Origin of the sequence: Paenibacillus sp. 102 (assembly GCF_039549175.1) — a bacterium.
Lineage (GTDB): Bacteria > Bacillota > Bacilli > Bacillales > Bacillaceae_G > Bacillus_A.
In genome coordinates, this window is sequence record NZ_JBCGHT010000016.1 from 18,870 (window position 1) to 43,240 (window position 24,371).

Annotated in this window: 22 protein-coding genes and 4 pseudogenes; 18 read left to right on the top strand and 8 right to left on the bottom strand. The window is 35.6% G+C overall.

Translation table 11 applies throughout. The features are described from left to right. Positions 1-9 precede the first annotated feature (9 nt). Positions 10-1,581 (top strand): aminomethyl-transferring glycine dehydrogenase subunit GcvPB, encoded by a 1,572-nt coding sequence (gcvPB, locus tag AAIE21_RS23385; protein ID WP_343268959.1) that lies wholly within the window; start codon positions 10-12, stop codon positions 1,579-1,581. Positions 1,582-1,637: 56 nt separating this feature from the next. After that, a pseudogene (locus AAIE21_RS23390) lies at positions 1,638-1,772 on the top strand (amino acid permease); the annotation flags it as partial. Positions 1,773-1,847: 75 nt separating this feature from the next. Here the strand turns inward: AAIE21_RS23390 and AAIE21_RS23395 are convergent. Then, positions 1,848-3,047 carry a YbfB/YjiJ family MFS transporter gene (locus AAIE21_RS23395; RefSeq protein ID WP_343268960.1) on the bottom strand — a complete coding sequence of 400 codons (1,200 nt, stop codon included), beginning with the start codon at positions 3,045-3,047 and terminating at the stop codon, positions 1,848-1,850. 120 nt (positions 3,048-3,167) lie between these two features. On the opposite strand from AAIE21_RS23395, the gene AAIE21_RS23400 reads away from it, so the two are divergent. The 4 genes and pseudogenes from AAIE21_RS23400 (at position 3,168) to AAIE21_RS23420 (ending at position 5,721) form a co-directional block, all read left to right on the top strand. Further along, complete coding sequence (locus tag AAIE21_RS23400) at positions 3,168-4,052, top strand: LysR family transcriptional regulator (protein WP_343268961.1); 885 nt, start codon at positions 3,168-3,170, stop codon at positions 4,050-4,052. Positions 4,053-4,633: 581 nt separating this feature from the next. Continuing rightward, positions 4,634-4,843, top strand: coding sequence for a hypothetical protein (locus AAIE21_RS23410; RefSeq protein ID WP_343268962.1), 210 nt, complete (start codon positions 4,634-4,636; stop codon positions 4,841-4,843). Positions 4,844-4,892: 49 nt separating this feature from the next. Continuing rightward, a pseudogene (locus AAIE21_RS23415) lies at positions 4,893-5,128 on the top strand (DUF4176 domain-containing protein). 212 nt (positions 5,129-5,340) lie between these two features. After that, on the top strand, positions 5,341-5,721 hold the full coding sequence (locus AAIE21_RS23420) for a BA_1872 family lipoprotein (protein ID WP_343268963.1): 381 nt from the start codon (positions 5,341-5,343) through the stop codon (positions 5,719-5,721). Between the two features lie 197 nt (positions 5,722-5,918). Here AAIE21_RS23420 and AAIE21_RS23425 read toward each other — a convergent pair whose 3' ends face one another. The 3 genes and pseudogenes from AAIE21_RS23425 to AAIE21_RS23435 all read right to left on the bottom strand — a co-directional run bounded on the left by AAIE21_RS23425 (position 5,919) and on the right by AAIE21_RS23435 (position 8,119). Further along, complete coding sequence (locus AAIE21_RS23425) at positions 5,919-6,713, bottom strand: ABC transporter ATP-binding protein (RefSeq protein WP_343268964.1); 795 nt, start codon at positions 6,711-6,713, stop codon at positions 5,919-5,921. A gap of 207 nt (positions 6,714-6,920) precedes the next feature. Then, a pseudogene (locus AAIE21_RS23430) lies at positions 6,921-7,349 on the bottom strand (tyrosine-type recombinase/integrase); the annotation flags it as partial. A 63-nt stretch (positions 7,350-7,412) separates the two neighbouring features. Then, positions 7,413-8,119 (bottom strand): annotated as a pseudogene (locus AAIE21_RS23435) (IS6 family transposase). 288 nt (positions 8,120-8,407) lie between these two features. Here AAIE21_RS23435 and AAIE21_RS23440 point away from each other — a divergent pair. From AAIE21_RS23440 to AAIE21_RS23465, 6 genes are all read left to right on the top strand, one after another. Then, positions 8,408-8,704, top strand: coding sequence for a WXG100 family type VII secretion target (locus AAIE21_RS23440; RefSeq protein WP_343268965.1), 297 nt, complete (start codon positions 8,408-8,410; stop codon positions 8,702-8,704). A gap of 186 nt (positions 8,705-8,890) precedes the next feature. Further along, the gene (locus tag AAIE21_RS23445; RefSeq protein WP_343268966.1) at positions 8,891-9,166 is read left to right on the top strand and encodes a TIGR04197 family type VII secretion effector; all 276 of its coding nucleotides are present in this window, start codon (positions 8,891-8,893) and stop codon (positions 9,164-9,166) included. Positions 9,167-9,207: 41 nt separating this feature from the next. After that, positions 9,208-9,570, top strand: coding sequence for a DUF3958 family protein (locus AAIE21_RS23450; RefSeq protein WP_343268967.1), 363 nt, complete (start codon positions 9,208-9,210; stop codon positions 9,568-9,570). Next, a complete protein-coding gene (locus tag AAIE21_RS23455) occupies positions 9,567-10,949 on the top strand; it encodes a T7SS effector LXG polymorphic toxin (protein WP_343268968.1) in 1,383 nt (460 codons plus the stop codon). Before AAIE21_RS23450 ends, AAIE21_RS23455 begins: the two co-directional genes overlap by 4 nt. 1 nt (position 10,950) lies before the next feature. Beyond that, entirely contained in the window at positions 10,951-11,622 is a 672-nt protein-coding gene (locus AAIE21_RS23460; protein WP_343268969.1) for a hypothetical protein, read from the top strand. A gap of 329 nt (positions 11,623-11,951) precedes the next feature. After that, positions 11,952-12,215, top strand: coding sequence for a DUF4176 domain-containing protein (locus AAIE21_RS23465; RefSeq protein ID WP_097786932.1), 264 nt, complete (start codon positions 11,952-11,954; stop codon positions 12,213-12,215). Positions 12,216-12,551: 336 nt separating this feature from the next. Here the strand turns inward: AAIE21_RS23465 and AAIE21_RS23470 are convergent, their stop codons facing one another. The 4 genes from AAIE21_RS23470 to AAIE21_RS23485 form a co-directional block, all read right to left on the bottom strand. After that, positions 12,552-13,124: a tyrosine-type recombinase/integrase gene (locus tag AAIE21_RS23470; protein WP_343268970.1), complete on the bottom strand. Its 573-nt coding sequence runs from the start codon at positions 13,122-13,124 to the stop codon at positions 12,552-12,554. Between the two features lie 450 nt (positions 13,125-13,574). Continuing rightward, complete coding sequence (locus AAIE21_RS23475) at positions 13,575-13,739, bottom strand: type II toxin-antitoxin system antitoxin (protein ID WP_003194620.1); 165 nt, start codon at positions 13,737-13,739, stop codon at positions 13,575-13,577. 14 nt (positions 13,740-13,753) lie between these two features. Further along, complete coding sequence (locus AAIE21_RS23480) at positions 13,754-14,599, bottom strand: SPFH domain-containing protein (RefSeq protein ID WP_343268971.1); 846 nt, start codon at positions 14,597-14,599, stop codon at positions 13,754-13,756. A gap of 229 nt (positions 14,600-14,828) precedes the next feature. Further along, positions 14,829-15,209 (bottom strand): YgaP family membrane protein, encoded by a 381-nt coding sequence (locus AAIE21_RS23485; protein WP_343269028.1) that lies wholly within the window; start codon positions 15,207-15,209, stop codon positions 14,829-14,831. A gap of 410 nt (positions 15,210-15,619) precedes the next feature. On the opposite strand from AAIE21_RS23485, the gene pcrB reads away from it, so the two are divergent. From pcrB to pruA, 6 genes are all read left to right on the top strand, one after another. Continuing rightward, positions 15,620-16,309: a heptaprenylglyceryl phosphate synthase gene (gene pcrB / locus AAIE21_RS23490; protein WP_343268972.1), complete on the top strand. Its 690-nt coding sequence runs from the start codon at positions 15,620-15,622 to the stop codon at positions 16,307-16,309. A gap of 12 nt (positions 16,310-16,321) precedes the next feature. Beyond that, positions 16,322-18,556 carry a DNA helicase PcrA gene (gene pcrA / locus AAIE21_RS23495; RefSeq protein ID WP_343268973.1) on the top strand — a complete coding sequence of 745 codons (2,235 nt, stop codon included), beginning with the start codon at positions 16,322-16,324 and terminating at the stop codon, positions 18,554-18,556. A 14-nt stretch (positions 18,557-18,570) separates the two neighbouring features. Further along, complete coding sequence (ligA, locus tag AAIE21_RS23500; RefSeq protein WP_343268974.1) at positions 18,571-20,580, top strand: NAD-dependent DNA ligase LigA; 2,010 nt, start codon at positions 18,571-18,573, stop codon at positions 20,578-20,580. A 16-nt stretch (positions 20,581-20,596) separates the two neighbouring features. Then, a complete protein-coding gene (locus AAIE21_RS23505; RefSeq protein WP_343268975.1) occupies positions 20,597-21,784 on the top strand; it encodes a CamS family sex pheromone protein in 1,188 nt (395 codons plus the stop codon). Positions 21,785-21,879: 95 nt separating this feature from the next. Continuing rightward, positions 21,880-22,650 carry a TSUP family transporter gene (locus AAIE21_RS23510; protein ID WP_343268976.1) on the top strand — a complete coding sequence of 257 codons (771 nt, stop codon included), beginning with the start codon at positions 21,880-21,882 and terminating at the stop codon, positions 22,648-22,650. A 155-nt stretch (positions 22,651-22,805) separates the two neighbouring features. After that, positions 22,806-24,353, top strand: a complete 1,548-nt coding sequence (gene pruA, locus AAIE21_RS23515) for an L-glutamate gamma-semialdehyde dehydrogenase (RefSeq protein WP_343268977.1) — start codon at positions 22,806-22,808, stop codon at positions 24,351-24,353. Positions 24,354-24,371: the final 18 nt, after the last annotated feature.

Below are 24,371 nucleotides of genomic sequence, written 5' to 3' on the forward strand. Positions count from 1 at the left end.
AATGTGCTCATGAAGAAAATTAAAAGGGACAGTAAAGTTCGTGACTTTCATCAAGCGAAATGGAATGAACCAATTATTTTTGAACTTCACCAGCGAGGAGAAAGAGGAGTAGAGGTTCCGGCAGCGGATCAAGCGATTGTGCAGGAAGTTGGAGATGGAGTTTCAAAGATTCCTCATTCTATGTATAGAAAAGAAAGGGCGATGCTTCCAGAAATCGGTCAAGCGCGTGTGTTAAGGCATTATGTGAGACTTTCGCAAGAGACGTTAGGATCGGATTTTAATGTTGAAATTGGGCAAGGGACTTGTACGATGAAATATATCCCTAAAATTAATGAATTATTGGTACGAAATCCTAAAATAATGGAATTGCATCCTCTTCAAGATGAAAGTACGGTTCAGGGGATGCTAGAGATTATATATAAATTGGATCTTTGTATGAGAGAAATTTCTGGTATGAATCATTTTTCATTTCAACCAAGTGGTGGTACGCAAGCCTTATTTGCTATGGCATCCATTGTAAGAAAATATCACGAATCTCGAGGAGAAGGGGAAAAACGGAATGAAATTATTACAACCATTTTTTCTCATCCTTCACAAGCGGCTACAGCAGCTGTTAAAGGCTTTAAAATCATTACGCTTCATCCCGATAAAGACGGATTTCCTGATCTTGAAAAGTTAAAAGCTGTTGTTTCGGAAAGAACAGCAGGGTTTGTTGTAGCGAATCCTGAAGATACAGGGATTTTTAATTCAAAGATTAAAGAGTTTACGCGGGTTGTTCATGAAGCTGGTGGGATTTGTTACTACGACCAAGCAAATGCCAACGGTCTTCTTGGGGTTACTCGAGCGAAAGAAGCAGGATTTGATATGTGTTTCTTTAATCTTCACAAAACATTTGCAGCTCCGCATATGTGTGGTGGACCAGCAACAGGTGCACTTGGCGTGAGTAAAGAGTTAAAAGAGTACTTACCAGGACCAATTGTCGAGTGTGATGAGGGGAAATATTATTTAAATCATGAATTGAAACATTCTATTGGGAAAGTACGTGCTTTTCATGGGGTGGCACAAACGATTTTAAGGGCATATGCGTGGATTCGTGCTCTAGGACCAGAAGGGTTAAAAGAAGTGGCGACAACGGCTGTGTTAAACAACAATTATATGTATCATAAAGTACAAAAAATTCGTGGTGCAAGTGCACCTTATGTAAAAGGACAGCGGCTTGAACAAGTTCGGTATAGTTGGGAAGAGATGGAAAATGAAACGGGTATTACTACAGAAGATGTTCAAAGAAGAATGACGGATTTCGGCTTACATTATTGGACGAGTCACCATCCATATATCGTTCCTCAGCCGTTTACGTTAGAACCGACTGAGAGTTATTCTAAGGCTGATTTAGATGAGTATATTGCGGCACTTGAACAAATTTCGCAAGAAGCATATGAAAGTCCTGAAATCATTCAAAATGCTCCGCAAAATAGTACGATTCATAAATTAGATGAACAGGATTTTCTAGATGATCCGAAAAAATGGTGTATTACATGGAGAGCTTATCAGAAAAAGGTACAGTTACCAGAGTTGATTTAGGGTAGAGGGCAATCAAGAGCTTTCTTGATTGCCTTTTCTCTCATGTTGAAGTAAGGATTAATTGGTATGGAATGTTTGTATCATATATTAGTGTGCCAGTGTTTCTTGTTCTTTGGTTAGGCTATAAGTTTATTAAAAAGACGAAGGTTGTCCCGTTAAAAGAGTGTGACTTTAGCCGAGATGATTTATGAAAATACACCCGCAGTCAGCGGGTGTATTTTTTATAGGAGGATTAATAGGATAAAGAACGTTGTATGTTGAATGTTTCAAGGAGTATTTGTATCTATAGAAGTTCGCTTAGCGTGGACATGTTTGCATTTTAGTTCACCTATTAATAATAGTAAAATTGAAATAACTAATGTAAGTGCAGCGCAAAAGAGGGGAAGGGAGAAACTTTGCGTTTGTTTCGCAATAATACCTGTAAAAATTGGCCCGATAATTTGACCAATGCCGTAAATACCTGTTGTATAACCGATAATTTTATTGCTTTCATTTGGTCTGATTCTTTTTGCCTCTGTAGTTGTTAAAATTGTGATACCTACAAAAGTGGCGCCGAGCAGAAAAGCACTTAAAAATGCACCGATTACATTAGGGAGTAAAATGGGAGAAAGAACGCTTATAATTTGTAATAAGTAAGCTGAAATGAGCGCGCGTGTTGTTCCGTATATTTGAGCAATGTTTGACCAAATATAGCTAGATGGAATAACGGCAATACCAACAATAATCCAGCTACAAGATGCATAAAAGGATGAAAGGGTAATCCTTTCTACGATGGTGACAAGAAAAGTGCCAGTAATGATATATCCAAATCCTTCAAATCCATAAGCTAAAATGAGCCAAAATAAATAGTTTTTTCTATGAGTCGTATTTATTGTAGTAACTTTTGAGTTTTGCACAGTATGCCTAGTACCCTCTTTTAACCATTTCCATACAAAAATAGCTAAACTAAAGCTAATAAGACCGAGTCCAATCCAAGATCCTTTCCAATACCAAAGCGAGTTGAACAGAGGGGCGAATAATCCAGCAAAAATAATTCCAATGCCAACACCACTATAAATCATCCCACTTAGTACAATCTTATTCCGATGAAATAAATAATCTAGAACAATACTAGAGGCAAGAACTAATACAATAGCACTCGTAAAACCCCCAATAAACCGAAGAGGAAACCAAAAGAAAATTTGAGAGGTAAAGCCCATACAAAGGGTCGAAAGGACGTTAAAAAATAAACAATGATGTAACACTTTTTTACGATTTTTTAACGTAATAAATCCAATAAAGAAGGCACCAAGCAGATAACCGAGATAGTTACTGGAGGCTAAATATCCAGCGAGGTCTTCCTCTACATGAGCTTGCTTTTCCATAAAAGAAATAATTGGTGTGTAAGCGAAACGACTAATGCCCATTACAGCTACTAAAGCAAAGATACCAGACAGAATCATTTTCCATGTCTTTGTTTCTTTCATGTAATCTCCCTTCTTGAAACAGCTTTAATACATATGATAGGGGAATATGCATAGTGCGTAAAATACTGTTTTTTAATATGTAATATCAAAAATAATGATATGAATGAAAGGGCGAAAAAAATGAATTTACAAGACTTTGTAGCTTTTTATATGGTAGCGCAGGAAAAAAGTATTTCAAAAGCAGCAGTTCGTCTTAATTTTGTCCAATCGAACATAACAGCTAAAATAAAAAGGTTAGAAGCAGATTATGAAACACAGTTATTTTACCGACATCGAAATGGAGTAACGTTAACGCCTACAGGAGAAACATTGTTGAGATACGCTGAAAAAATGATTCACTTATTGGATGAATCGAAAAGAGAGATTAAATATACGACGTTGCCAGGAGGGACGTTAAAAATTGGAGCAATGGAGACGGCAGCAGCTGTTAGATTACCATCTATTCTATCTAACTATCATATAAAATATCCAGAAGTTGAAATTATGCTACAAACGAATAGTACGGAAGAATTAACGAAAAAAATACTTCTCCACGAACTAGAAGGGGCATTTGTAGCGAATAGTATTGATGATCCAGCATTAGAAAAAATAGAAGTATTTCAAGAGGAAATGATGCTACTGTCCAAGGGAAGTTTTTTACTGGATCATAAATATATGGCGGATCAGTCGTTTATCGTTTTTCAATCTGGCTGTTTTTATAGAAAGGTATTGGAGGAATGGTTATTGTCGGAAGGAATTGTTCCGAGGAAGGTAATGGAGGTAAACTCTTTAGATGGTATTATCGGATGTGTAAAAGCTGGTCTTGGAGTATCCATGCTCCCGCGAGAAGTAGCAGAGCAGTTTGATTCTCATAAAGAGCTCGTTCGTACACCGTTATTAAGTAAAAATAGATTTATTCCCACGTACTTTATTTATCGGAAAGATAGTGTGAAAACAGTAGCATTATGTAAGTTTATTACATTGCTTTATAGCATAGAAGAAAAGAGGAATTGTAAATATTCTTAAAACATATCAAATGATTACCTAATACGAAAAGTAATTGGGATTATATTGCTCCTCATTCTTTTATTTATAAAGTTTGGGTAACTTCCTTCGCTGAAGTAGAAAATTAGATAAAATACGTTATCTCGCACTTACGGGGGCAGTAATACTCCCACCTCAAAATTCGGTGGAAGCAAAGAAGTGAGGTGAGAGCTAATAATTAGTGGGGGATGAAGCCCCACTGATTAAGGTTTCACTTTATTAGAAAAAGTCGAACTTTTGATAACACTAATTATATGAACGAAAGTCCCTTCAAATCTTCTAAAGGGACCTTTCTAGATTTCTAGATATATTGAATTCCGATAATGATATTTTATGTTAGTTTCATTTAACAAATGATTAAATGTATTATATATAATTTATTTAATTTTATTTTACAAAGAGTAATTTCCAGTTTTTCACATGGTATAATTTTGAACCAGAAAGAAAGAGGTATATAAAGGCTGGAAAAAGCGGATTCAAATTCCATTTACCATTTGGTCCTGGTGTAGGTTTATGGGATTTGGTTTAGAAGTTGCTGTTAAGGAATAAAGGAGATAATTAGTATGAATAAAAAAGTGAAAAATTTTAAATATCTTATGATTATATTAGCGTGTATTGCAATTTTCGGTACAATTTTACCTAATGCATTAGATCCGAATGAAACATTAGCTGGTAAAATTTCAATTGTAGTTTTTGGTACAATTGGTACTTGTTTATTATTTTCTATTACTTATTTTATTGTAAAAAAAGCTATTTTAAGAAGGGGAAAATAAGAGGGGACAAAATTTAGAGTTAGACTTACTTCCAATAGGTTCTGTTGTAATGTTTAAAGATTGGGATCATCCATTAATGGTTTATGGAAGAAAACAGATGGATTCTGAAACAAAAAAACATGGGATTATGTATGTTGTTATTTTCCTCATGGTAATATTTCTTCGGAGTATAATTTCTTTTTGAATCACGAAGATATTTCTAGTGTTTTACATCTTGGTTTTATTAATGAAAGAGAATTAGAGTTTCAAAAATTATTTAAAAAAGAAGTTGAAGAAAAACAGTGATTTTTTTAAGCTGTTGGTGTTTTTGAAATAGTTGAAGAGTGAATCTTAATACACATATACATAAAGAAAAGCCCTTTTTTAATAAAGAGGTCTTTTCTTTATGTATTTTTATAAGCTTTAATTTTGATGAGTGTGTTAGTTTATCAAAAAATGATAAAATAGTTAACGAAATGGTAAAATTTTATCATGATAAAAAACAAAGGGGAATCTTTATGAAATTGCTACGTTCATTTCTCATTCTCACTCTTGTTGTATTGTTAAGCGCATGCAATACAGCAACAAAAGTCACAAAGGTTCAAAAAAATGGCGAAACGACTTTAAAAATTGGCTCCCTGCAAGGGTATCACGATGTGCAAACGATTAAAGCTGAAAAAGGAAATGTGGAAATTCCTTATGAGGCAGCGGTTGAAGAAGGTACGATTTTATTGCAAGTCACAAAAGACGATAAGGTCATTTATGAAGAAGAAGTCACTTCTCAAAAAGAAGGTTTGCTTTCTTTTGAAGCACCAAAATCCGGATCATATGATTTAATTGTACGTGTGAAGGGTAAAGAAGAGAAAGCGAAAGGAATTCAAATACATACGAAGCTATGAAAAAACGGCAAGCGGGTACACCCCGCTTGCCGTTTCCATTTCCAGTTGGCTCTGGCACAACACATGCTCATTAATTTAAGAAGTAAACGTTAAACTTCAAAATATATAATAAAAGTTGATTTTGGAGTTACTTTCACTTTGGGTGATGTGACCCCTAATAAAACATTCAATAAATTTTATAATATAAATACTTAATTCTAATCATTAAAAATCCTACTTTTTCTTACTTTAATCGTTTCTAAAATATAAAGAAGAATACCTAAACCAAATATCTTTTCAGCATTAGAAATATTATTACCTAATTTAATAATAGGTACATTTAATCCAAATCTTTCACTCCATTCCAAAGGCATATATCCTCTCTTACAGTTTATTAATATACGATCATCTATCGTACGAAAAGACGTTTCGAAAAAATCAAATTCAACTTCTACCTCAGAAAGTTTTATTTCTTTTTCATTCATTAAAGAACCACGTACCATTCCAAATCCCTGTATAGTATTTTCTTTAAACATACCTACACAATTATAATTTGAATCATAAATAGCCCAATCATAATTTTCAACTTCACTATGAAAATATGCAAGAATTTCTCCATTACTTGCTTCCAGTCCAACAACTTGTTTATTTTTTAAAGAAGGTAATGTCGTTATATTAGTTGAAATTAGCTTTGTTCCTGCTACATAAGTTCCATCAGGAGTATATAATCCAAAATGTTTATTACCTTCTGGTAATTCTAATAATACAAAAGTATTAGTATCCCAAAGCGTTATACTATTTTTAACAATATTTTTTTCTAATAAATTCCCTTTTCTTAATTGCAAAAAACCAATTCCTAAAAAAACAAACGAAACTATAACAATAAAAATAACCTGTCCCCAATTAATATGTCCCCACTTTTCATATACAGCACATAGTGCCAAAATAAAAACACCAATTCCAATAAAAAATTTAAACTTTCCTTTCCTTTTATAATACTCAAATAATTCCATACAAACACCTCTATCAGTTGGTCTTAATATTTCAATCATTCTTCAAATAGGGGTCACATTACCGAAAGTGAAAATTGTACGCTAAGGGTGTAAAAACTTATTATAGCAGGTTTTATAGAGCATATAAGTCTATGTTGGTTAATATCAATTTACAAAAAAAGCACTCAAAAAAACGGCATCTATGTAGATGGTGTTTTTTGATAGATTTTAAATATGGAAATTATCAAGTACATTGTCTTTTTCTTCTTTATTAATTCCAATGTAAGTTAATGTAATTTGTGGTGTGCTGTGATTGAGTATGTCTTGCAACATAGCGACATCTTTTGTTTGTTTATAGAACCAATAGCCGAAGGTTTTACGCATAGTGTGGGTTCCAATGGATTCTACACCAGCAAAATCTCCGGCTTTTTGCAATTGTCGATAAGCCTGGATCTTACTAATGGGTTGATCTCCTTTTCGTGAAGGGAATAACCAGGTATTTTCTAAGGTTTGAGCATAGGAATAGATCTCATCAAAAATAGAAGTAAGATTAATCATGCGTTCTTTCTTCGTTTTTCCCTCTTTGATTTTGAATTCTTTTCTCTTTTTTTGTTTTTGTTTTAGGATAGTTTGGGTTTCGATTTGGAGTAGGTCACTGGGTTCTGGTGCAAAAACCATTTGATAGAGACATAGAACCTACATGGACTGTTCAATGACAGTTTATGATGCAATTCCAAACAATTTATGTATGAATCTAACTTCATTTTGGGCAGACTTCACCTGTGGGTGAAGTTGTCCTTTTTCAACATATGCATGAATTCAACACCACTCAATATAGAAATGGCTGTTTCATACGACTTGAATCCTAACATAGAACGCACACGTTTCTTAATGAAACGGTGATCCTGTTCTACTATATTATTGAGATATTTAACTTGCCTTATTTGTATGCCTTCAGGCATACGTTTCTCTTCTTTTAACTCTTGAATCGCTATGGGATAGGCTGGGTTCTTGTCTACTGTTATAACACGAGGTTTACAAATATGAGAAGCAGCCAAGGCTTTCTTAAAAAAGCGCTTGGCTGCTTGTTTATCTCTTGATTCACTTAGATAAAAATCAATGGTATTCCCTTCTGAATTGACTGCGCGATATAAATGCATCCATTGACCTTTTACTTTCACATATGTTTCATCGACTCTCCAGGAATCATTTGTTGTCTTAAGATGACGTCGTATTTTTTCGTCTAATTCAGGTCCATATTGATGCACCCAACGCATAATGGTGGTGTGAGCAATAGACAAACCCCGTTCCTCCATCATTTCCATCAAATCACGAAAACTTAAGTTGTACCGCAGGTACCATCTTACTGTTAATAAGATAATATCAGGCTGATAGTGCTTCCATTTGAACAAATTTTCCTTTTCCATACCGATCACGCACCCTTTCTAGAGTAATAGTATCAGTATGTCCAAGTTTTATAGATTTATTGTAATTATCCTGAAGTTTTTGCACCAGAACCGTTTTTTAATTATACTTTTATTTACATAGAACATTATGGAATTGAAAAAGAAGAGAAAGTAAACAAAAAAAGAGTAGTTTTTTTAACTATTTTTGTTTCTTTATTTTAGTAAAATAAAGTCTTTAAAAGATTCTCACAATAACTTATAATAAGTTAGTAAAATTAACCAATCTATATTTTTAAAGGGGAGATTAAAATGGCTGGACAAATTCGTATGAGCCCTGAAGAACTAAAATCAAAGGCTGCCTTATATGGACAAAGTTCTCAACAAATTGATGATATTCTTCGTAAATTACAAGGATTGCAAAATGAATTACGCGGTGAGTGGGAAGGTCGTGCTTTCGAAGGTTTTGATCGACAATTTAGCGAATTAAGACCAAAAGTAGAAAACTTCTCACAATTACTACATGAGATTAATGTTCAACTTTCCAAAACTGCAGAAGCTGTTGCTTCTCATGATGAAGAATTATCACGTAATTTCGGCTTGAAATAAAAAACGTTTTACTCTACATAACAAGAATTTCAAATGAGCCATGCAACTTATATTGTATGGCTCATTTGATTTCGTGCTCAATTAAGCTGGGCACGCGTTTAAAAAGAGCGATATTGATAGATAAGTTTCATATATTTATTGGGATTTCCTTGGCATGTTCTGAAAATTAGAGAAAGGATTTGAGCGATGGGACAATTTCAAAGTAATTTTCAAACGGCAAAACAAATTGCTACACAGATGAGAGCAGCTTCGGATACCATCCAAGGTGCAACAAATCGTTCTATAAAAAGGGCGACGCGTACAACACTATCTGTTAACTCTAAAGCACAAGAAGCGAACCAACATGCTTTAGAGTTAACGAAACAATTTTGTTCCGCCTTTCAACAAGCGGTGGATAATATTCATTCAGTAGCTCAAGAGTTTGAGAGAATGGATAACGAACTTCACAACACTTTTCGCTAATGTGACAACCTACGTAAAGGTAAAACGGTAGGAGGAATATGATGAGTCAAGATATTGAAAAACAAATCAATCAATTAAATCAAAAGTTACGAAGTGTATTTGAAGAACAAGACCGAAATCAATCTGCGATTCACACTCAGGAGCGAGCGGAAGCAGATTTTCACGAATGGAAAAGTCGAAGTCATGGCTTATTTAACCGTATTTTAGAAACTTGGCACGGCGATAGAGAATTATCTCATTTTTTTATGAATATGCGTCAAGAAGCAGGGCACATTGAGCGAAAACTTACATTCGAATTGGAAAACCAAAAAGAAACGTTGCTTAAAGAAAGACGAGATCTTAGTGATTTAGAACACGACCTTTCCTATCAGCAACAACAATTAGCAAGGGAGGTCAAAGCATGAGTTTAAATATGTATTTGGGAGAAGTACAAAGTCAAACTCAAAGTATGAACGCTGTATGTACCGCTACGATTCAAGGTATGGAACAAGTTATTCAATCGATTGACGCTTTTGCAATTGATACTGTTCTACAAGGACAAACATATAGCAGTGCAAAATCATTTTTTGTACAAACTTTTCGTCCTTTAGCGCAAGGAATCATTTACTTATGTGAAGAACTAATCCGCCAGAATAATGTCTTTCCAAGTCAATTTCAATCACAGGTAGCTTCAACGGATGTTATTGAACAAGAATTACTAGAACAAATTCGAGAAATTGATCGAATGAAGACAAGTATGGAAGCTGTCAATCAAACTATGCCAATCCCGGGTATGGACTCCATGGTAAACCTTTTTACTATCATGAGGCAAAAACTGCAAGAAAAGTTGGATCATTTGTATCAATTCAATCAGACTTCTAGTAATAACTATAGTACAGCAATTCAATTAGCAGCTAGTATTGCTACTGGTCTTGCGGAAGTGCAAAGTGGCAAAGGGTTTAGTCCTGCAAGTGGTACATTTAGTACACAAGGATTGAATATGGATTGGACGGGGCCTATTCAAAAAATTACAGAAGATAAAGCTCGTGAAGTTGAAAGGTTAAATAAGGATTCTGAATCTGGTGAAGTAGACAAAAAAGATTCATTTTTAGGTATGACTGGATTCAATTGGAATGCACCATTGGATGGAGCGGGGAATACATTCGGAACACTTACAGGTGCAGCGGCAGTAATAGAAAGGGCTAATAAAGTAATTAATGGTTATAAGGTAACATACGATTTGGGCAGAAGAGCACAACGCGTCCTTGTAAGAGAATATTCCGGTTTTAAGGGCAATAAAAAAATTAATGGAAAGTATAGGGATTATAAGATTTATTATGTAGATGATGTCGCGGCAAAAATGAAAAATGGAACTGCTAGCAAGACGATAAAAGAAATAGATGCTCTTATAAAAAATGGAAGTGTGCTAAGTGCGTCTAAAATGGCTTTAAAGGATAAGCTTGGATGGTTTAGTGTGGGTATAGACTCATATATGGATACAAGTGAGAATATCAAAAATAATGAATCAAGTGATAAAATCGCAGGAGATATTATTGGTAATGTTGTTGTAGGAGGAGCAGTAACCGTAGGGGCAACGGCTCTTACAGTTATGGCCCTTCCAGCAGCACCAGTTCTGGCTGTTGCCGCAGCTGGATTTGCTGTTTCAGTAGGACTAACATATTTCACAGAAGGTGTGAAATGGGATGTTGATTTAGATGGTGATGGTGAAGATGACAGTATTAAGGATATGGTGAAAACGGGTTCGAAAAAAGCTTGGTCAACAGTAGCGGGGTGGTTTAATTAACATGAAAAAAAGTATAGATTTTAATAAGAAAGCTTTTGCACATTATATGGCTCTTTATCCTGTAAATGAAATAAGAGTCCACGTAATTGGCCTTGTCCTTTTGGGGGCAGACGTGTTTGTTCTTTTGCCTGCTTTTGCGAATCCTTTTCGATTACTCTATGTATATATAGTAACTCCTCCAGTTATTTTTTTAAATTTGTGGGCGATATGGATTGCTATCAATCCTCGGAAACGACAATTACAATACACTCTATTTCGAGGAGTATATGGCACCATATGTTCAGTCGGATTATTGGTTATAACTCAAAAATATGCCTATGAAGTGTTACAATTACAAACTCCTATCTATTTTATTTTTTCAGTTGGTTTTTATGGTTTTGCTTTGTATCATTTTTATAAAAATCATATTGAAAAACTTCAGGAACCAAGAAAAAAATCAAAATCGTCGAAAGGAACTGGTGGTGTAAAAGTAGCAGCTATTGCAGCTGGATTGGGGCAGTTAATTGCTAATATAATTCTTAGCATTGCAACACAACAGATGGGGGCAATTGTATTTATGTGTGCATGCACAGTGTTTTCGTTTGTTTTGTTTTATATGATTATAGAACTCCATAAGTATTATTATTTACGGAAGCATATAGAAGATGGAGGGAAAATACGTATAGGCTTTTAAAGAGAATTTGTTGAATTTCAAGTATATAATCGCATTCTTCTTATAGTTGGTTAAAGGATAGAAAAAATAGGAGGGAGAGTTAATCTCATGAATGTGGAATTACATTTAGATAGCAGAGAGATCTTTTTTCTATTTCGGATGATAGGGATAGAAGAAGTTAAAGGATTTGAAAATCCATACCAGGCTATACCTTAGAGTAAAAAGATCAAGAGTGGATATAGGGATAAATAATATTTAATCGAAAACGATAGGATGGTGCAAGTGAGATTCTGCGCTATTCAAATAATCTTTGAAAAATATATAAGCCGTATAAGAAAGGGCGGAGAATTATGCAATTTTCTAAAGAAAAGCTGTTACCAAATGGCTCTATTGTTCTGTTAAAAGGAGGGACAAAAAAGGTTGTAATTTACGGAAGAAAACAACTACTTATGGTTGAAGAACCTGTTATGTATGACTACATTGGCTGTTTTTATCCAGAAGGATATATTGATCCTGATTATACATTTGTATTTAATCATGATGCTATTGAAGAAATTATATTTGTAGGTTTTGTAGATGAGGAAGAAGAGGCATTTGTAGGATTGCTTAATTGAATATGATCTAGAAATAGGGAAAGGAATCGAAACGATTCATGCCATTTATAAACAAAAATCATTTGAAATTGCATAACATTTATTTGTAAATATCCCATTTTCTATCTGTTAAGAAACTTTGCAACAGAACCATTTTGAGAGAAGTCATAAGAGACACTCGTAAGCCTTATTTGAAGTAAAATTAGTTAAGGATCTATTAATAGAGTAAACCCTATTGATAGATCCTTAATGTTGTAAATCCGTAAAATCTTGATGCTACCCTAGTTTTTTATTAATTTTAATATATTTTAGATTTATGAGTATTTAATGGGGATATTATTAGTAATGTGTATTGAATTAAATACAAAATGTATCTAGTATATTATCTTTTTCTTCCTTGTTGATGCCAATATATTTAAGTGTAATTTGTGGGGTGCTATGATTGAGTATTTCTTGTAACATAGCTATATCTTTTGTTTGTTTATAGAACCAATAGCCGAAGGTTTTTCGCATGGTGTGAGTCCCGATGGATTCTACATTGGCAAAATCTCCGGCTTTTTGTAATTGTCGATATGCTTGGATCTTACTAATGGGCTGATCTCCTTTTCGAGAAGGAAATAACCAGGTGCTTTTTAGTGTTTGGGTATACGAATAGATTGCATCAAAAATAGAAGTAAGGTTAATTATGCGCTCCTTCTTTGTTTTTCCCTCTTTAATTTTGAATTCTTTTCTCTTTTTCCGTTTTAATTTTACTATGGTTTGTGTTTCAATTTGGAGTAAATCGCTGACACGTAATCCTGTATTGATTCCAATTAGAAATAGAATATAGTCTCGTTCGGAACAGTGACGCTTGAGAGCCCATTTCATATCTTCGATCTGTTCTTTGCCTCGAATGGGTTGGACATCAATGAGATGTGGTTTTTTGTTCATGGATTTTCGACCTCTTTATTTACAGTGTTTTGAATGTATACTTTTATTTGGTATTTTGAGGATATCAGGGGATTCGGTTTGAAGTCAATGTTTAAGGAGATTTGAAAGTAAACTAATATTTAAAAGTTTACATTCGAAAAAGGAGAATAATCTCGAATTATTAGATCAATTTTTGATAATTATATAAGTAGAAAGTTTTTCAATCTGTTTCTCGTATCATTTCTGTATTCGTTATTCGTTATAAAACCCGTGTTTCATAATCGGTGTTATATGGATATCACAAAGTTTATCCCGTAAAAGCCCGATTGGTGGGGCTAATAATCAGTGGTGATGAAGAAAGCCACCACTGATTAAAGTTTCACTTTATTAGTGATTTCATTTTCAATAATTAGAAAAAGCAACTAAATCTAGTTGCTTTTTTTGTAGAGAAGAGAACGACTTAACATAAATTTAAGACTCTTTCTCTTTTTTTAGTTTCCCTTTTTGCTTTGCCATTTCTCGAAGTAAATACTCGATGTGAGCGTTAACACTGCGGAATTCATCATTTGCCCATTTTTCGATGACTGCGTGTAATTCAGGATCAATACGTAATGGAAAGCTTTTCTTTTTAGCCATAATACCTACAACCTTTAGTATAGACTTCCTGTATTAATAACTGGTTGTGCACCTTTATCTGAAACGATAGCAACCAATAAGTTGTTAACCATGTTCGCTTTACGCTCGTCATCTAAATCGAGTACGCCGTCTTCATTTAACATGTGAATCGAAGTTTTCGCTATTTTTACAGCGCCTTCGACAATTTCTTTTCGTGCGGCTAATACAGCTTTTGCTTGCTGACGTTGAAGCATTGCATGAGCAATTTCTGTTGCGTAAGCCAAATGTGTTAAGCGTGTTTCTAATACTTCGACACCAGCAATTTCTAAACGTGCTTCCAATTCGCGTTTTAATTCCTCAGAGATTTCTTCAGCATTTCCGCGTAGTGTGATGCAGTTATCATCTTGGAAATTATCATACGGATATTTCGTTGCAACGTGGCGAATTGCTGTTTCACTTTGAATCTCTACGAATTCATCGTAATGTTCCACACCGAAAATTGCTTTTGCTGAATCAACAACTTTATAAACAACAACAGCTGCAATTTCAATTGGGTTCCCATCGACATCATTTACTTTTAATTTTTTACTATTGAAGTTTTCTACACGAAGAGAAACCGTTTGACGAAGTGATAAAGGAACTGTCAAATATAAACCATTTTTACGAATTGTCCCTAAATAGTTACCGAAAAATGTAATAACTTTCGCTTGGTTTGGCTGGACAATCCCAATACCTGTTCCAAGAACTCCCGCTAAAACAAGACATAGGATAGCTACTACAAATACTTCTTGTACGAGGAAAAATACACCGATACCTGCTAAAGCTAAAAGACCGATAATTCCTAGAAAACCATTTACGTAAAACACTTGTTTTTCTCTCATACTAATCGCCTCCTTTGATATAAAAATGATATCACTTTTATATCATGAAGTGCAAGGGAGAGGAGTCTAATTTTCTGAAAAAAATAAAAAAACGATCTTTTTTATAGGAATCTTTAAAAAACAAACAAAGAGGAACATAAGTTCTATTTTGTGGTAAAATAAAGAAGACTTAACCGCCCACTGCAGCAGCTAAGTCCCTTTGAGAGCATCTTGCATCGTGACAAATGATTCAAAGCGGTTTTGCCAGGATTGCTTCTTCAATCGCTGACTCAATCTCTTTGTCAGAAGCATCGTAACTTCCTTTTGACTTCTTGGTGTCAGTACTGGAAGTGTCACTTGCTTCTTCTTGTTTAGCATGTCCTTTTTTATTAAAATCCATGCTAGGTATTTTAAAGGCACTCATGTTCATATATTTTCCCAATTTACATGCTTCAGTAATAGGGCAGAAACGAACAATTCCCTCTGCAACTTTCATTGCACCAAGCCACAGCAAAACCTTTGACCAAGTGCACCATGGTTTACGTGTGAGTTTAGCTGTACTACAACTTAGGACGACCAAACCGAGTGTAATTCGGATTAGAGCATTCATTATGCTGATGTTTTGCTTCATCAAAGAAAACACTCCTTTTTCAGCAGCTTAGAAATAGAAGATACCATTTCAGTTGTTATTATTCCGCGTAAGCTTTACGATATGTAATCCAACATTTGACGGTGAAAAAGATGTTGGATTGGGCGTGTGTATAGGTGTCTTTTTTTGTTATAATGTAAGAATGCATAAAAGGATGTTTAAAAAGTCCGGTCAAGAAAGCTGTCGCATTTCTTTGTTGCTTTGCCAGTCCGGTACTCATGTAGTAAAAGCTACACTGCGTGTCCTCCTGGCTGCAGCGCCTCGACCTGCTCGGTTCTCTAGATCCTCCTTTTTAAACGTGTATTGTAAAAGGATGTTTAAAAAGTCCGGTCAAGATAACCGCTTTTTGAACAAGCACATAAAGGTGATTAGATAAAAGAAAGGGTGTTTTCATGTACGATATTTCACAGTGGAAACATGTATTTAAGCTTGATCCAAATAAAGAATTAAGCGATGAACATTTAGAAATGATTTGTGAATCTGGAACGGATGCAGTAATTGTAGGCGGAAGTGATGGAGTAACGATAGATAATGTATTACATATGCTAGTGAGCATTCGTAGATATGCAGTTCCTTGTGTGTTAGAGGTTTCTGACATTGAAGCACTTACACCAGGATTTGATTTTTATTACATCCCAAGTGTTTTAAATAGCCGCAAAGTAGAATGGGTAACGGGGATTCACCATGAGGCATTGAAAGAATTTGGGGATATTATGAACTGGGATGAGATTTTCATGGAAGGATATTGTGTTTTAAATCCCGAAGCGAAGGTAGCACAAATTACAGAAGCGAAATGTGATTTAACAGAAGATGATGTGATTGCATATGCACGTATGGCAGACAAGCTTCTGAACTTGCCGATTTTCTATTTAGAATATAGTGGTACTTATGGAGATATTGAACTTGTTAAAAATGTAAAGGCAGAATTACAACAATCAAAGCTATATTACGGCGGCGGAATTTCAAGTGCGAAAGAGGCAAAAGAAATGGCGCAGTATGCTGATACAGTTGTTGTAGGTAATGTAATTTATGATGATATAAAAGCAGCATTACAAACAGTAAAAGCTGTAAAAGGAGAGTAGGTGAAGGCACATATGAGTATAACTGATAAATTATTAAATGGTTTAAACCCAGAGCAGCAAAAGGCAGTACAAACGACAAATGGGCCGCTTTTATTAATGGCGGGTGCAGGTAGTGGTAAGACGCGTGTGCTAACACATCGCATCGCATATTTACTTGGTGAAAAAGGTGTAGCGCCGTGGAATGTATTAGCAATTACTTTTACAAATAAGGCAGCTCGTGAAATGCGTGAGCGTATCGATACGCTTGTTGGTCCGGAAGCAGAGGATATTTGGATTTCTACATTCCACTCGATGTGCGTACGTATTTTACGACGTGATATTGATCGTATTGGGATTAATCGAAACTTTACGATTTTAGATGCAAGTGATCAGCTGACTGTTGTGAAGAAAATTATGAAAGAGCGTAATATCGATCCGAAGAAATTTGATCCTCGCTCTATTTTAGGTGGCATTAGTAATGCGAAAAATGAATTGTTGTCAGCTGACAAATATGCAAAGCAAATTTCAATTGCTGATCCATTTGAAAAATTAACAAGTGATGTATATACAGAGTATCAGAAGCGTCTTCTGAAAAATAACTCATTAGACTTTGATGATTTAATTATGACCACGATTCAATTATTTGACCGTATTCCTGAAGTATTAGAATTTTATCAACGTAAATTCCAGTATATTCATGTTGATGAGTATCAAGATACGAACAGAGCACAATACATTCTTGTAAATAAATTAGCTGCCCGCTTTAAAAACCTTTGCGTTGTGGGTGATTCTGACCAGTCGATTTATCGTTGGCGTGGGGCTGATATTTCTAACATTTTGTCATTTGAAAAGGACTATGAAAATGCACAGGTTATCCTGTTAGAACAAAATTACCGTTCATCACAAAATATTTTAAATGCAGCCAACGCTGTCATTGAAAATAATTCAAATCGTAAACCGAAAAAATTATGGACGGATAATCAAATTGGAAGTAAGATTTCATATTACCGTGCTGCAACGGAAAAGGATGAAGCATATTTTGTTGCGAAAAAAATTCGCGATGAAATTCAAATGGGAAATCGAAACTATACAGACTTTGCGGTTCTGTATCGTACGAACGCGCAGTCTCGTATGGTCGAGGAGATTTTCCTAAAGTCTAATATTCCATATAAAATTGTCGGCGGTATTAAGTTCTATGATCGTAAAGAGATTAAGGATATTTTGGCTTACTTACGTTTAATTGCAAATCCGGATGATGAAATTAGTTTCGCGCGTATTATTAACATGCCAAAGCGCGGAATCGGTGCCACTTCTATTGATAAAATTATTAACTACGGCGTACAAAATGGAATTTCATTAACAGCTGTATTAGATGAAATTGAACATGTTGGGGTAAGTGCGAAAATCACAAAAGCAGTAAAAGAATTTGCAAGTCTATTACACAATTGGGTAAACATGCAAGAATATTTATCCGTTACGGAACTAGTAGAAGAAGTAATTGAGAAAACAGGTTACCGCGATATGTTAAAGAATGAACGTTCTTTAGAGGCAGAAGGACGACTTGAAAACTTAGATGAATTCTTATCTGTTACGCAAACATTCGAATCACAAAGTGAAGATAAGAGTCTTGTTGCGTTCTTAACAGATTTAGCGCTTGTTGCGGATATTGATCGTGTGGATGAAGATCCAACTGCAGGTGAAGAAGTTATTTTAATGACGATGCACTCGGCAAAAGGACTAGAGTTCCCGGTTGTCTTTATTATTGGTTTAGAGGAGGGTGTCTTCCCGCATACGCGTTCTCTTATGGAAGAAGATGAAATGCAAGAAGAACGCCGCTTAGCCTATGTAGGGATCACTCGTGCGGAAGAAGAGTTATACTTATCGAATGCTCAAATGCGTACTTTATTTGGTAGAACAAATATGAACGCAGCATCTCGATTTATTTCAGAAATTCCTACAGAGTTAGTAGAACCATTAAATGAAACAGCGCCAAAGCGTGAAACATTTAGTGCGAAAGGAAGAACAACTGGAGCTGGGGCAACGACAACACGTTCTCGCTCTGCATTTGTGCGGCCTGCAGTGAAAACAACAGGAGGAGAGCAAATTGGCTGGGCTGTAGGTGACAAGGCGTCCCATCAAAAATGGGGAGTTGGTACAGTTGTAAGTGTGAAAGGTGAAGGTGATGCAAAAGAGTTAGATATTGCATTCCCAAGCCCGATTGGCATTAAACGTTTATTAGCAAAATTTGCACCTGTAACGAAACAATAGAAAGGAGTAAGGATATGTCAAAAGAGGCGATAAAACAGCGTATAAAAGAACTGCGTGAGATGTTGAATGCATTTAACTATCAATATCACGTATTAGACAATCCTTCTGTTTCTGACGCGGAATATGACCGCGATATGCAGGAGCTTATAAAATTAGAAGCAGAGAACCCAGAATTTTTAATAGAAGACTCTCCCACTGTTCGAGTTGGGGGAGCAGTGCTTGATATATTTGAAAAAGTAACGCATAAATCTCCGATGTTAAGTCTAGGAAATGCCTTTAATGAAGGAGATTTACGTGATTTTGATCGCAGAGTGCGTCAAGGAATTGATGGTTCAAATGTAAGATATATATGTGAACTAAAAATTGACGGTCTTGCTGTTTCCCTTCATTATGAAAAAGGACGCTTCGTTCAAGGTGCAACACGTGGCGACGGCGTAACTGGTGAAGATATTACGCAAAATTTAAAAACAATTAAAGCGATTCCTCTTCGTTTGAAAGAAGAAGTAACGTTAGAAGCGCGCGGTGAGGCATATATGCCAAAGCGTTCATTTGTGAAATTGAATGAAGAGAAAGAACAAAATGGTGAAGCTGTTTTTGCAAATCCGCGTAATGCAGCAGCGGGATCACTTCGTCAGCTAGATCCGAAAGTTGCTGCGAAACGCAATCTGTCTATGTTTGTGTACGGTCTTGCTGATGTAGAAGAAAAGACGATTGCATCACATAGCGAATCACTAGATTTCTTAGGTGAACTTGGATTTAAAACAAATCCAAATCGCCGCATTTGTGAAACAATTGAAGACGTAATCGCTTATGTAGAAGAATGGCAGGAAAAACGTCCGAACCTTGATTATGAGATCGATGGAATTGTAATTAAAGTAGATGATGTCACGCTGCAAGAAAATTTAGGAACAACAGCAAAGAGCCCGCGCTGGGCAATTGCCTATAAATTTCCGGCAGAAGAAGTTGTAACGAGATTAACAGGTATTGAATTGAGCGTAGGACGTACAGGTGTTGTGACACCAACTGCAGAACTAGAGCCAGTTCGAGTAGCAGGAACAATTGTCCGCCGTGCATCTCTACATAACGAGGATTTAATTCGTGAAAAAGATATTCGAATTGGTGACTATGTTGTTGTGAAAAAAGCGGGAGACATTATTCCAGAAGTAGTAAACGTTATTTTCGATAAACGTACGGGTGGGGAAGAAGAGTATCATATGCCAACGCATTGTCCGACTTGTGACAGTGAACTTGTTCGTTTAGAAGAAGAGGTAGCTCTTCGTTGTATTAATCCAGCATGTCCAGCGCAAATTCGTGAAGGACTGATTCATTTCGTCTCAAGAAATGCAATGAATATTGATGGACTCGGAGAGCGTGTTATTACACAGCTTTTTGAAGCAGATTATATTCGGACATTTGCAGATTTGTACCCATTAACGCAGGAGCAATTGTTACAGTTAGAGCGTTTTGGTGAGAAATCAGCTTCTAAATTAGTACAAGCAATTGAAAATTCTAAGGAAAACTCGCTAGAACGTCTATTATTTGGGCTTGGTATTCGCCATGTCGGGGCAAAAGCGGCTCGTACGTTAGCTGAGCATTTTGAAACAATGGACCATCTTGTAAAAGCAACAGAAGAAGAATTAAAAGAGATTAATGAAATTGGCGAGAAAATGGCCCAATCAATCGTAACGTACTTCGATAATGAAGACGTGTTAGAATTATTACAGCAATTTAAAGAGTACGGCGTTAATATGACCTATAAAGGTATAAAACGTGCAGATTTACAAAATGTTGAATCTTTCTTCGCTGGAAAAACAATTGTCCTAACAGGAAAACTAGAAGTGATGGGGCGCACTGAAGCGAAGAAAAAGATTGAAGAGCTAGGCGGCAAAGTAACAGGTAGTGTAAGTAAGAGTACAGATTTAGTCGTTGCTGGTGAAGCGGCAGGGTCAAAATTAGCGCAAGCAGAGAAGCATAATATTGAGGTTTGGAATGAAGAGAGGTTCTTACAAGAGCTGAATAAGTAAGAGGTGCAAACTTACCATGAAAAAAATAGCATTAGCGGTATTAAGTCTTGGGCTACTTGTAAGCGGATGTAGCACAGATACGAAAAAAGAAGAAAAAGTTGTTGAGAAATCGGGCAAATCAAAAGAACAAGCAATTGTTCCGAAGTATTCTATTTCTGAAGAGTATTATAAAACGACAGTCCCGTTTGATCCAGGTTCTGCACGTGGCTTAGTTGTACAAGGGTTGAATAGTCGTCTGGATATTGATGAATTTGAAACAGGATTAATGCGTATTGCAAAGGAATCTTTTAGTACGAAAGATTATCTATTCCAAGGTGGCAAATATTTAGATAAAGACACGGTACAAATGCTTGTAAAGAGAAAGCGTACAGATGCGGAGCAAAAAGAGTTAGAAGAAAAGTTGAAAAAAGACGCAGCGAAATTTCCTAACATTGGATTGAATCCAGCATTAGAAGCAGGATCGGAATCATTAGAGGTTCGAAATAAAAAAACACCAATGTATCTTTCGAATATTTTAGAGCATGATTATTATAAAAGAAATGGTGATCAAGTTGAATTAGGTGGCATTGTGATTGGCCTTGCAATGAACTCTGTTCATTATTTTCTAGAAGAACATGGATATCCGCGTGAAACGGAAATTAGTGAACAAGAGATGTTAGAAAAGGCTAAGCCAATGGCACAAGAAATTTTAAAAGTGTTACACAAAAATGCAGATACGAAAAATGTTCCAGTTACGTTTGCAATTTATCGCCAAGGACCAAAGTCAACACTCGTACCGGGGAAATTTGTCTCTTACGCGCAAGTGGATAAAGGCAGTGAAAGTATAGGGGATTGGAAAGCAATTAATGAAAAATATTACTTGTTCCCTTCTGGATCAGCTAAAACGGATGTGCGTGAAGATTACACAACTGTAGAAAACTTTAAAGCGAAATTGAGTGATTATTTTAAAGGTGATTATACAGCTGTTATTGGTAGAGGATTTTATAAAGATGATCAATTGCAAGAAATGAAGATTGACATTCCAGTTCAGTTTAATGGCAAGGCAGAAGTAATTGGATTTACACAGTATGTTGCGGGACTTGTTATGCAATACTTCCCGAATTATATTAAAGTACAGGTGACAATTAAATCCGTTGAACGACCAGAAGCGATTATTATTCGTGATGCGAAGCAAGATGAACCATTTGTGAAAATTTTAGATTAAGAAAAAAGCGGTTCCTATATGGAACGGCTTTTTTTTTGCTGTAATTTTGTTATAATTTCTAATGTTATGAATTAAAAGGGGTAAGGAGAAAAGACATGGATGAGTTAAGTTTACAGATTATTGTATTACTCGTTGCTTTTGGTTTTTTGGCCGCATTTATTGATTCAGTTGTTGGAGGAGGTGGGCTCATTTCACTTCCAGCACTCATGTTTGTTGGATTACCACCAGCTTCGGCAATCGCGACAAATAAGTTAGCTTCGACGATGGGGTCGTTAACAAGTACAATTTATTTTATTCGTTCAAAAAAAGTTGATTTTCGTATAGTAGGAAAGTTAATCCCGTTAACTATTATTGGGGCGATTGCGGGAGCTTTAGTTGTAAAATTTATTCCACCAGATATTTTACGTCCACTCGTACTGGTTATGTTGGTATTTATTGCAATTTATATTATTGTAAAAAAAGATTGGGGAAGTGTCTCCACCTATAAAAAGATGACAAAAGGAAAAACATTAATGTTTTACTTCGTTATTTTAATTGTAGGATTTTATGATGGATTTTTCGGGCCGGGGACGGGATCATTTTTAATTTTTGCATTTTTATTAATTGGTTTGGATTTTATTCGAGCAGCTGCATCTGGGAAAGTTTTGAATTTCGTTAGTAACATTGTATCTTTAATTACATTTTTATTTTTAGATATTATTCATTTTGAATACGGTATTATTATGGGATTATCTATGATTTTAGGAGCATATTTAGGATCGAAGTTTGCTGTACAAAAAGGTGTTGGATATGTTCGTACTTTATTTTTATTAGTAACAATTCTATTAATTGGAAAAAATATTATGGAATATGCTCATATTATTTAGCTTCATACGTATGTATGAAGCTTTTTTTATTTATTATATTTTAAAAATTAATTAATTTTTAAAATATAAGTCTAGGAATATTTGAATAAATCTAAATTATCGTGTAGAATAATGTTGTAAAATGTAAACGTTTTTCTAAGGGGAGGCTAAAAAGAATGGTAGTAGCATACAAACATGAGCCATTTACAGATTTTTCAGTAGAGGCTAACAAGTTAGCGTTTGAAGAAGGTTTAAAGACAGTAGAATCTTATCTTGGACAAGACTATCCATTAATTATCGGGGGAGAAAAGATCACTACAGACGAGAAAATCGTTTCTGTAAACCCTGCGAATAAAGAAGAAGTTGTGGGCAGTGTTTCAAAAGCAAGCCGTGAATTAGCTGAAAAAGCAATGCAAGTGGCAGATGAAACATTCCAAACTTGGAGAAAGTCAAAACCAGAAATGCGTGCAGACATTTTATTCCGCGCTGCAGCAATCGTTCGTCGTAGAAAACATGAGTTCTCTGCTATTCTTGTAAAAGAAGCAGGTAAACCATGGAATGAGGCAGATGCTGATACAGCAGAAGCAATCGACTTTATGGAATATTATGGTCGTCAAATGTTAAAATTAAAAGACGGTATTCCAGTAGAAAGCCGTCCAATTGAATATAATCGTTTCTCTTACATTCCATTAGGAGTAGGTGTTATCATTTCTCCTTGGAACTTCCCATTCGCAATTATGGCGGGTATGACAACAGCTGCAGTAGTTTCTGGTAACACAGTATTACTAAAACCAGCTAGTACAACTCCTGTAGTAGCAGCGAAATTTATGGAAGTGTTAGAAGAAGCAGGCTTACCAGCAGGCGTAGTAAACTTCGTTCCAGGTAATGGTTCTGAAGTTGGTGACTACTTAGTAGACCACCCTCGTACACGTTTCATTAGCTTCACTGGATCACGCGATGTAGGTATTCGTATTTACGAACGCGCAGCAAAAGTAAATCCAGGCCAAATTTGGTTAAAACGTGTTATCGCTGAAATGGGCGGTAAAGATACAATCGTTGTTGATAAAGAAGCAGATCTTGAATTAGCTGCTAAATCTATCGTTGCATCTGCATTTGGATTCTCAGGACAAAAATGTTCTGCTTGTTCTCGCGCAGTAATCCACGAAGATGTATACGATCATGTATTAAATCGTGCGGTTGAATTAACAAAAGAATTAACAGTTGCTAACCCAGCTGAATTAGGTACAAACATGGGTCCTGTTAATGACCAAGCTGCATTCGATAAAGTAATGAGCTACGTTGCAATTGGAAAAGAAGAAGGTAAAATCGTAGCAGGTGGCGAAGGAGACGACTCTAAAGGCTGGTTCATCCAACCAACAATCGTTGCTGACGTTGCGGAAGATGCTCGCTTAATGAAAGAAGAAATCTTCGGACCAGTAGTAGCATTCTGTAAAGCGAAGGACTTTGATCATGCGCTTGCAATTGCAAACAATACAGAATACGGTTTAACAGGAGCTGTTGTTTCTAATAACCGCGAACATATTGAAAAAGCACGTGAAGACTTCCACGTTGGTAATTTATACTTCAACCGTGGATGTACTGGTGCAATCGTAGGTTACCAACCATTCGGTGGCTTTAACATGTCTGGTACAGACTCTAAAGCTGGTGGACCTGACTATATCGCACTTCACATGCAAGGAAAAACTACTTCTGAAACTTTATAAGAAATAGATGAAAAGGTC

Excerpts from the sequence above, each read along its gene's own strand:
- gcvPB (WP_343268959.1), top strand. The coding sequence starts at position 10 with ATGAAGAAAATTAAAAGGGACAGTAAAGTTCGTGACTTTCATCAAGCG.
- AAIE21_RS23395 (WP_343268960.1), bottom strand. The coding sequence starts at position 3,047 with ATGAAAGAAACAAAGACATGGAAAATGATTCTGTCTGGTATCTTTGCT.
- AAIE21_RS23400 (WP_343268961.1), top strand. The coding sequence starts at position 3,168 with ATGAATTTACAAGACTTTGTAGCTTTTTATATGGTAGCGCAGGAAAAA.
- AAIE21_RS23410 (WP_343268962.1), top strand. The coding sequence starts at position 4,634 with ATGAATAAAAAAGTGAAAAATTTTAAATATCTTATGATTATATTAGCG.
- AAIE21_RS23420 (WP_343268963.1), top strand. The coding sequence starts at position 5,341 with ATGAAATTGCTACGTTCATTTCTCATTCTCACTCTTGTTGTATTGTTA.
- AAIE21_RS23425 (WP_343268964.1), bottom strand. The coding sequence starts at position 6,713 with ATGGAATTATTTGAGTATTATAAAAGGAAAGGAAAGTTTAAATTTTTT.
- AAIE21_RS23440 (WP_343268965.1), top strand. The coding sequence starts at position 8,408 with ATGGCTGGACAAATTCGTATGAGCCCTGAAGAACTAAAATCAAAGGCT.
- AAIE21_RS23445 (WP_343268966.1), top strand. The coding sequence starts at position 8,891 with ATGGGACAATTTCAAAGTAATTTTCAAACGGCAAAACAAATTGCTACA.
- AAIE21_RS23450 (WP_343268967.1), top strand. The coding sequence starts at position 9,208 with ATGAGTCAAGATATTGAAAAACAAATCAATCAATTAAATCAAAAGTTA.
- AAIE21_RS23455 (WP_343268968.1), top strand. The coding sequence starts at position 9,567 with ATGAGTTTAAATATGTATTTGGGAGAAGTACAAAGTCAAACTCAAAGT.
- AAIE21_RS23460 (WP_343268969.1), top strand. The coding sequence starts at position 10,951 with ATGAAAAAAAGTATAGATTTTAATAAGAAAGCTTTTGCACATTATATG.
- AAIE21_RS23465 (WP_097786932.1), top strand. The coding sequence starts at position 11,952 with ATGCAATTTTCTAAAGAAAAGCTGTTACCAAATGGCTCTATTGTTCTG.
- AAIE21_RS23470 (WP_343268970.1), bottom strand. The coding sequence starts at position 13,124 with ATGAACAAAAAACCACATCTCATTGATGTCCAACCCATTCGAGGCAAA.
- AAIE21_RS23475 (WP_003194620.1), bottom strand. The coding sequence starts at position 13,739 with ATGGCTAAAAAGAAAAGCTTTCCATTACGTATTGATCCTGAATTACAC.
- AAIE21_RS23480 (WP_343268971.1), bottom strand. The coding sequence starts at position 14,599 with ATGAGAGAAAAACAAGTGTTTTACGTAAATGGTTTTCTAGGAATTATC.
- AAIE21_RS23485 (WP_343269028.1), bottom strand. The coding sequence starts at position 15,209 with ATGAAGCAAAACATCAGCATAATGAATGCTCTAATCCGAATTACACTC.
- pcrB (WP_343268972.1), top strand. The coding sequence starts at position 15,620 with ATGTACGATATTTCACAGTGGAAACATGTATTTAAGCTTGATCCAAAT.
- pcrA (WP_343268973.1), top strand. The coding sequence starts at position 16,322 with ATGAGTATAACTGATAAATTATTAAATGGTTTAAACCCAGAGCAGCAA.
- ligA (WP_343268974.1), top strand. The coding sequence starts at position 18,571 with ATGTCAAAAGAGGCGATAAAACAGCGTATAAAAGAACTGCGTGAGATG.
- AAIE21_RS23505 (WP_343268975.1), top strand. The coding sequence starts at position 20,597 with ATGAAAAAAATAGCATTAGCGGTATTAAGTCTTGGGCTACTTGTAAGC.
- AAIE21_RS23510 (WP_343268976.1), top strand. The coding sequence starts at position 21,880 with ATGGATGAGTTAAGTTTACAGATTATTGTATTACTCGTTGCTTTTGGT.
- pruA (WP_343268977.1), top strand. The coding sequence starts at position 22,806 with ATGGTAGTAGCATACAAACATGAGCCATTTACAGATTTTTCAGTAGAG.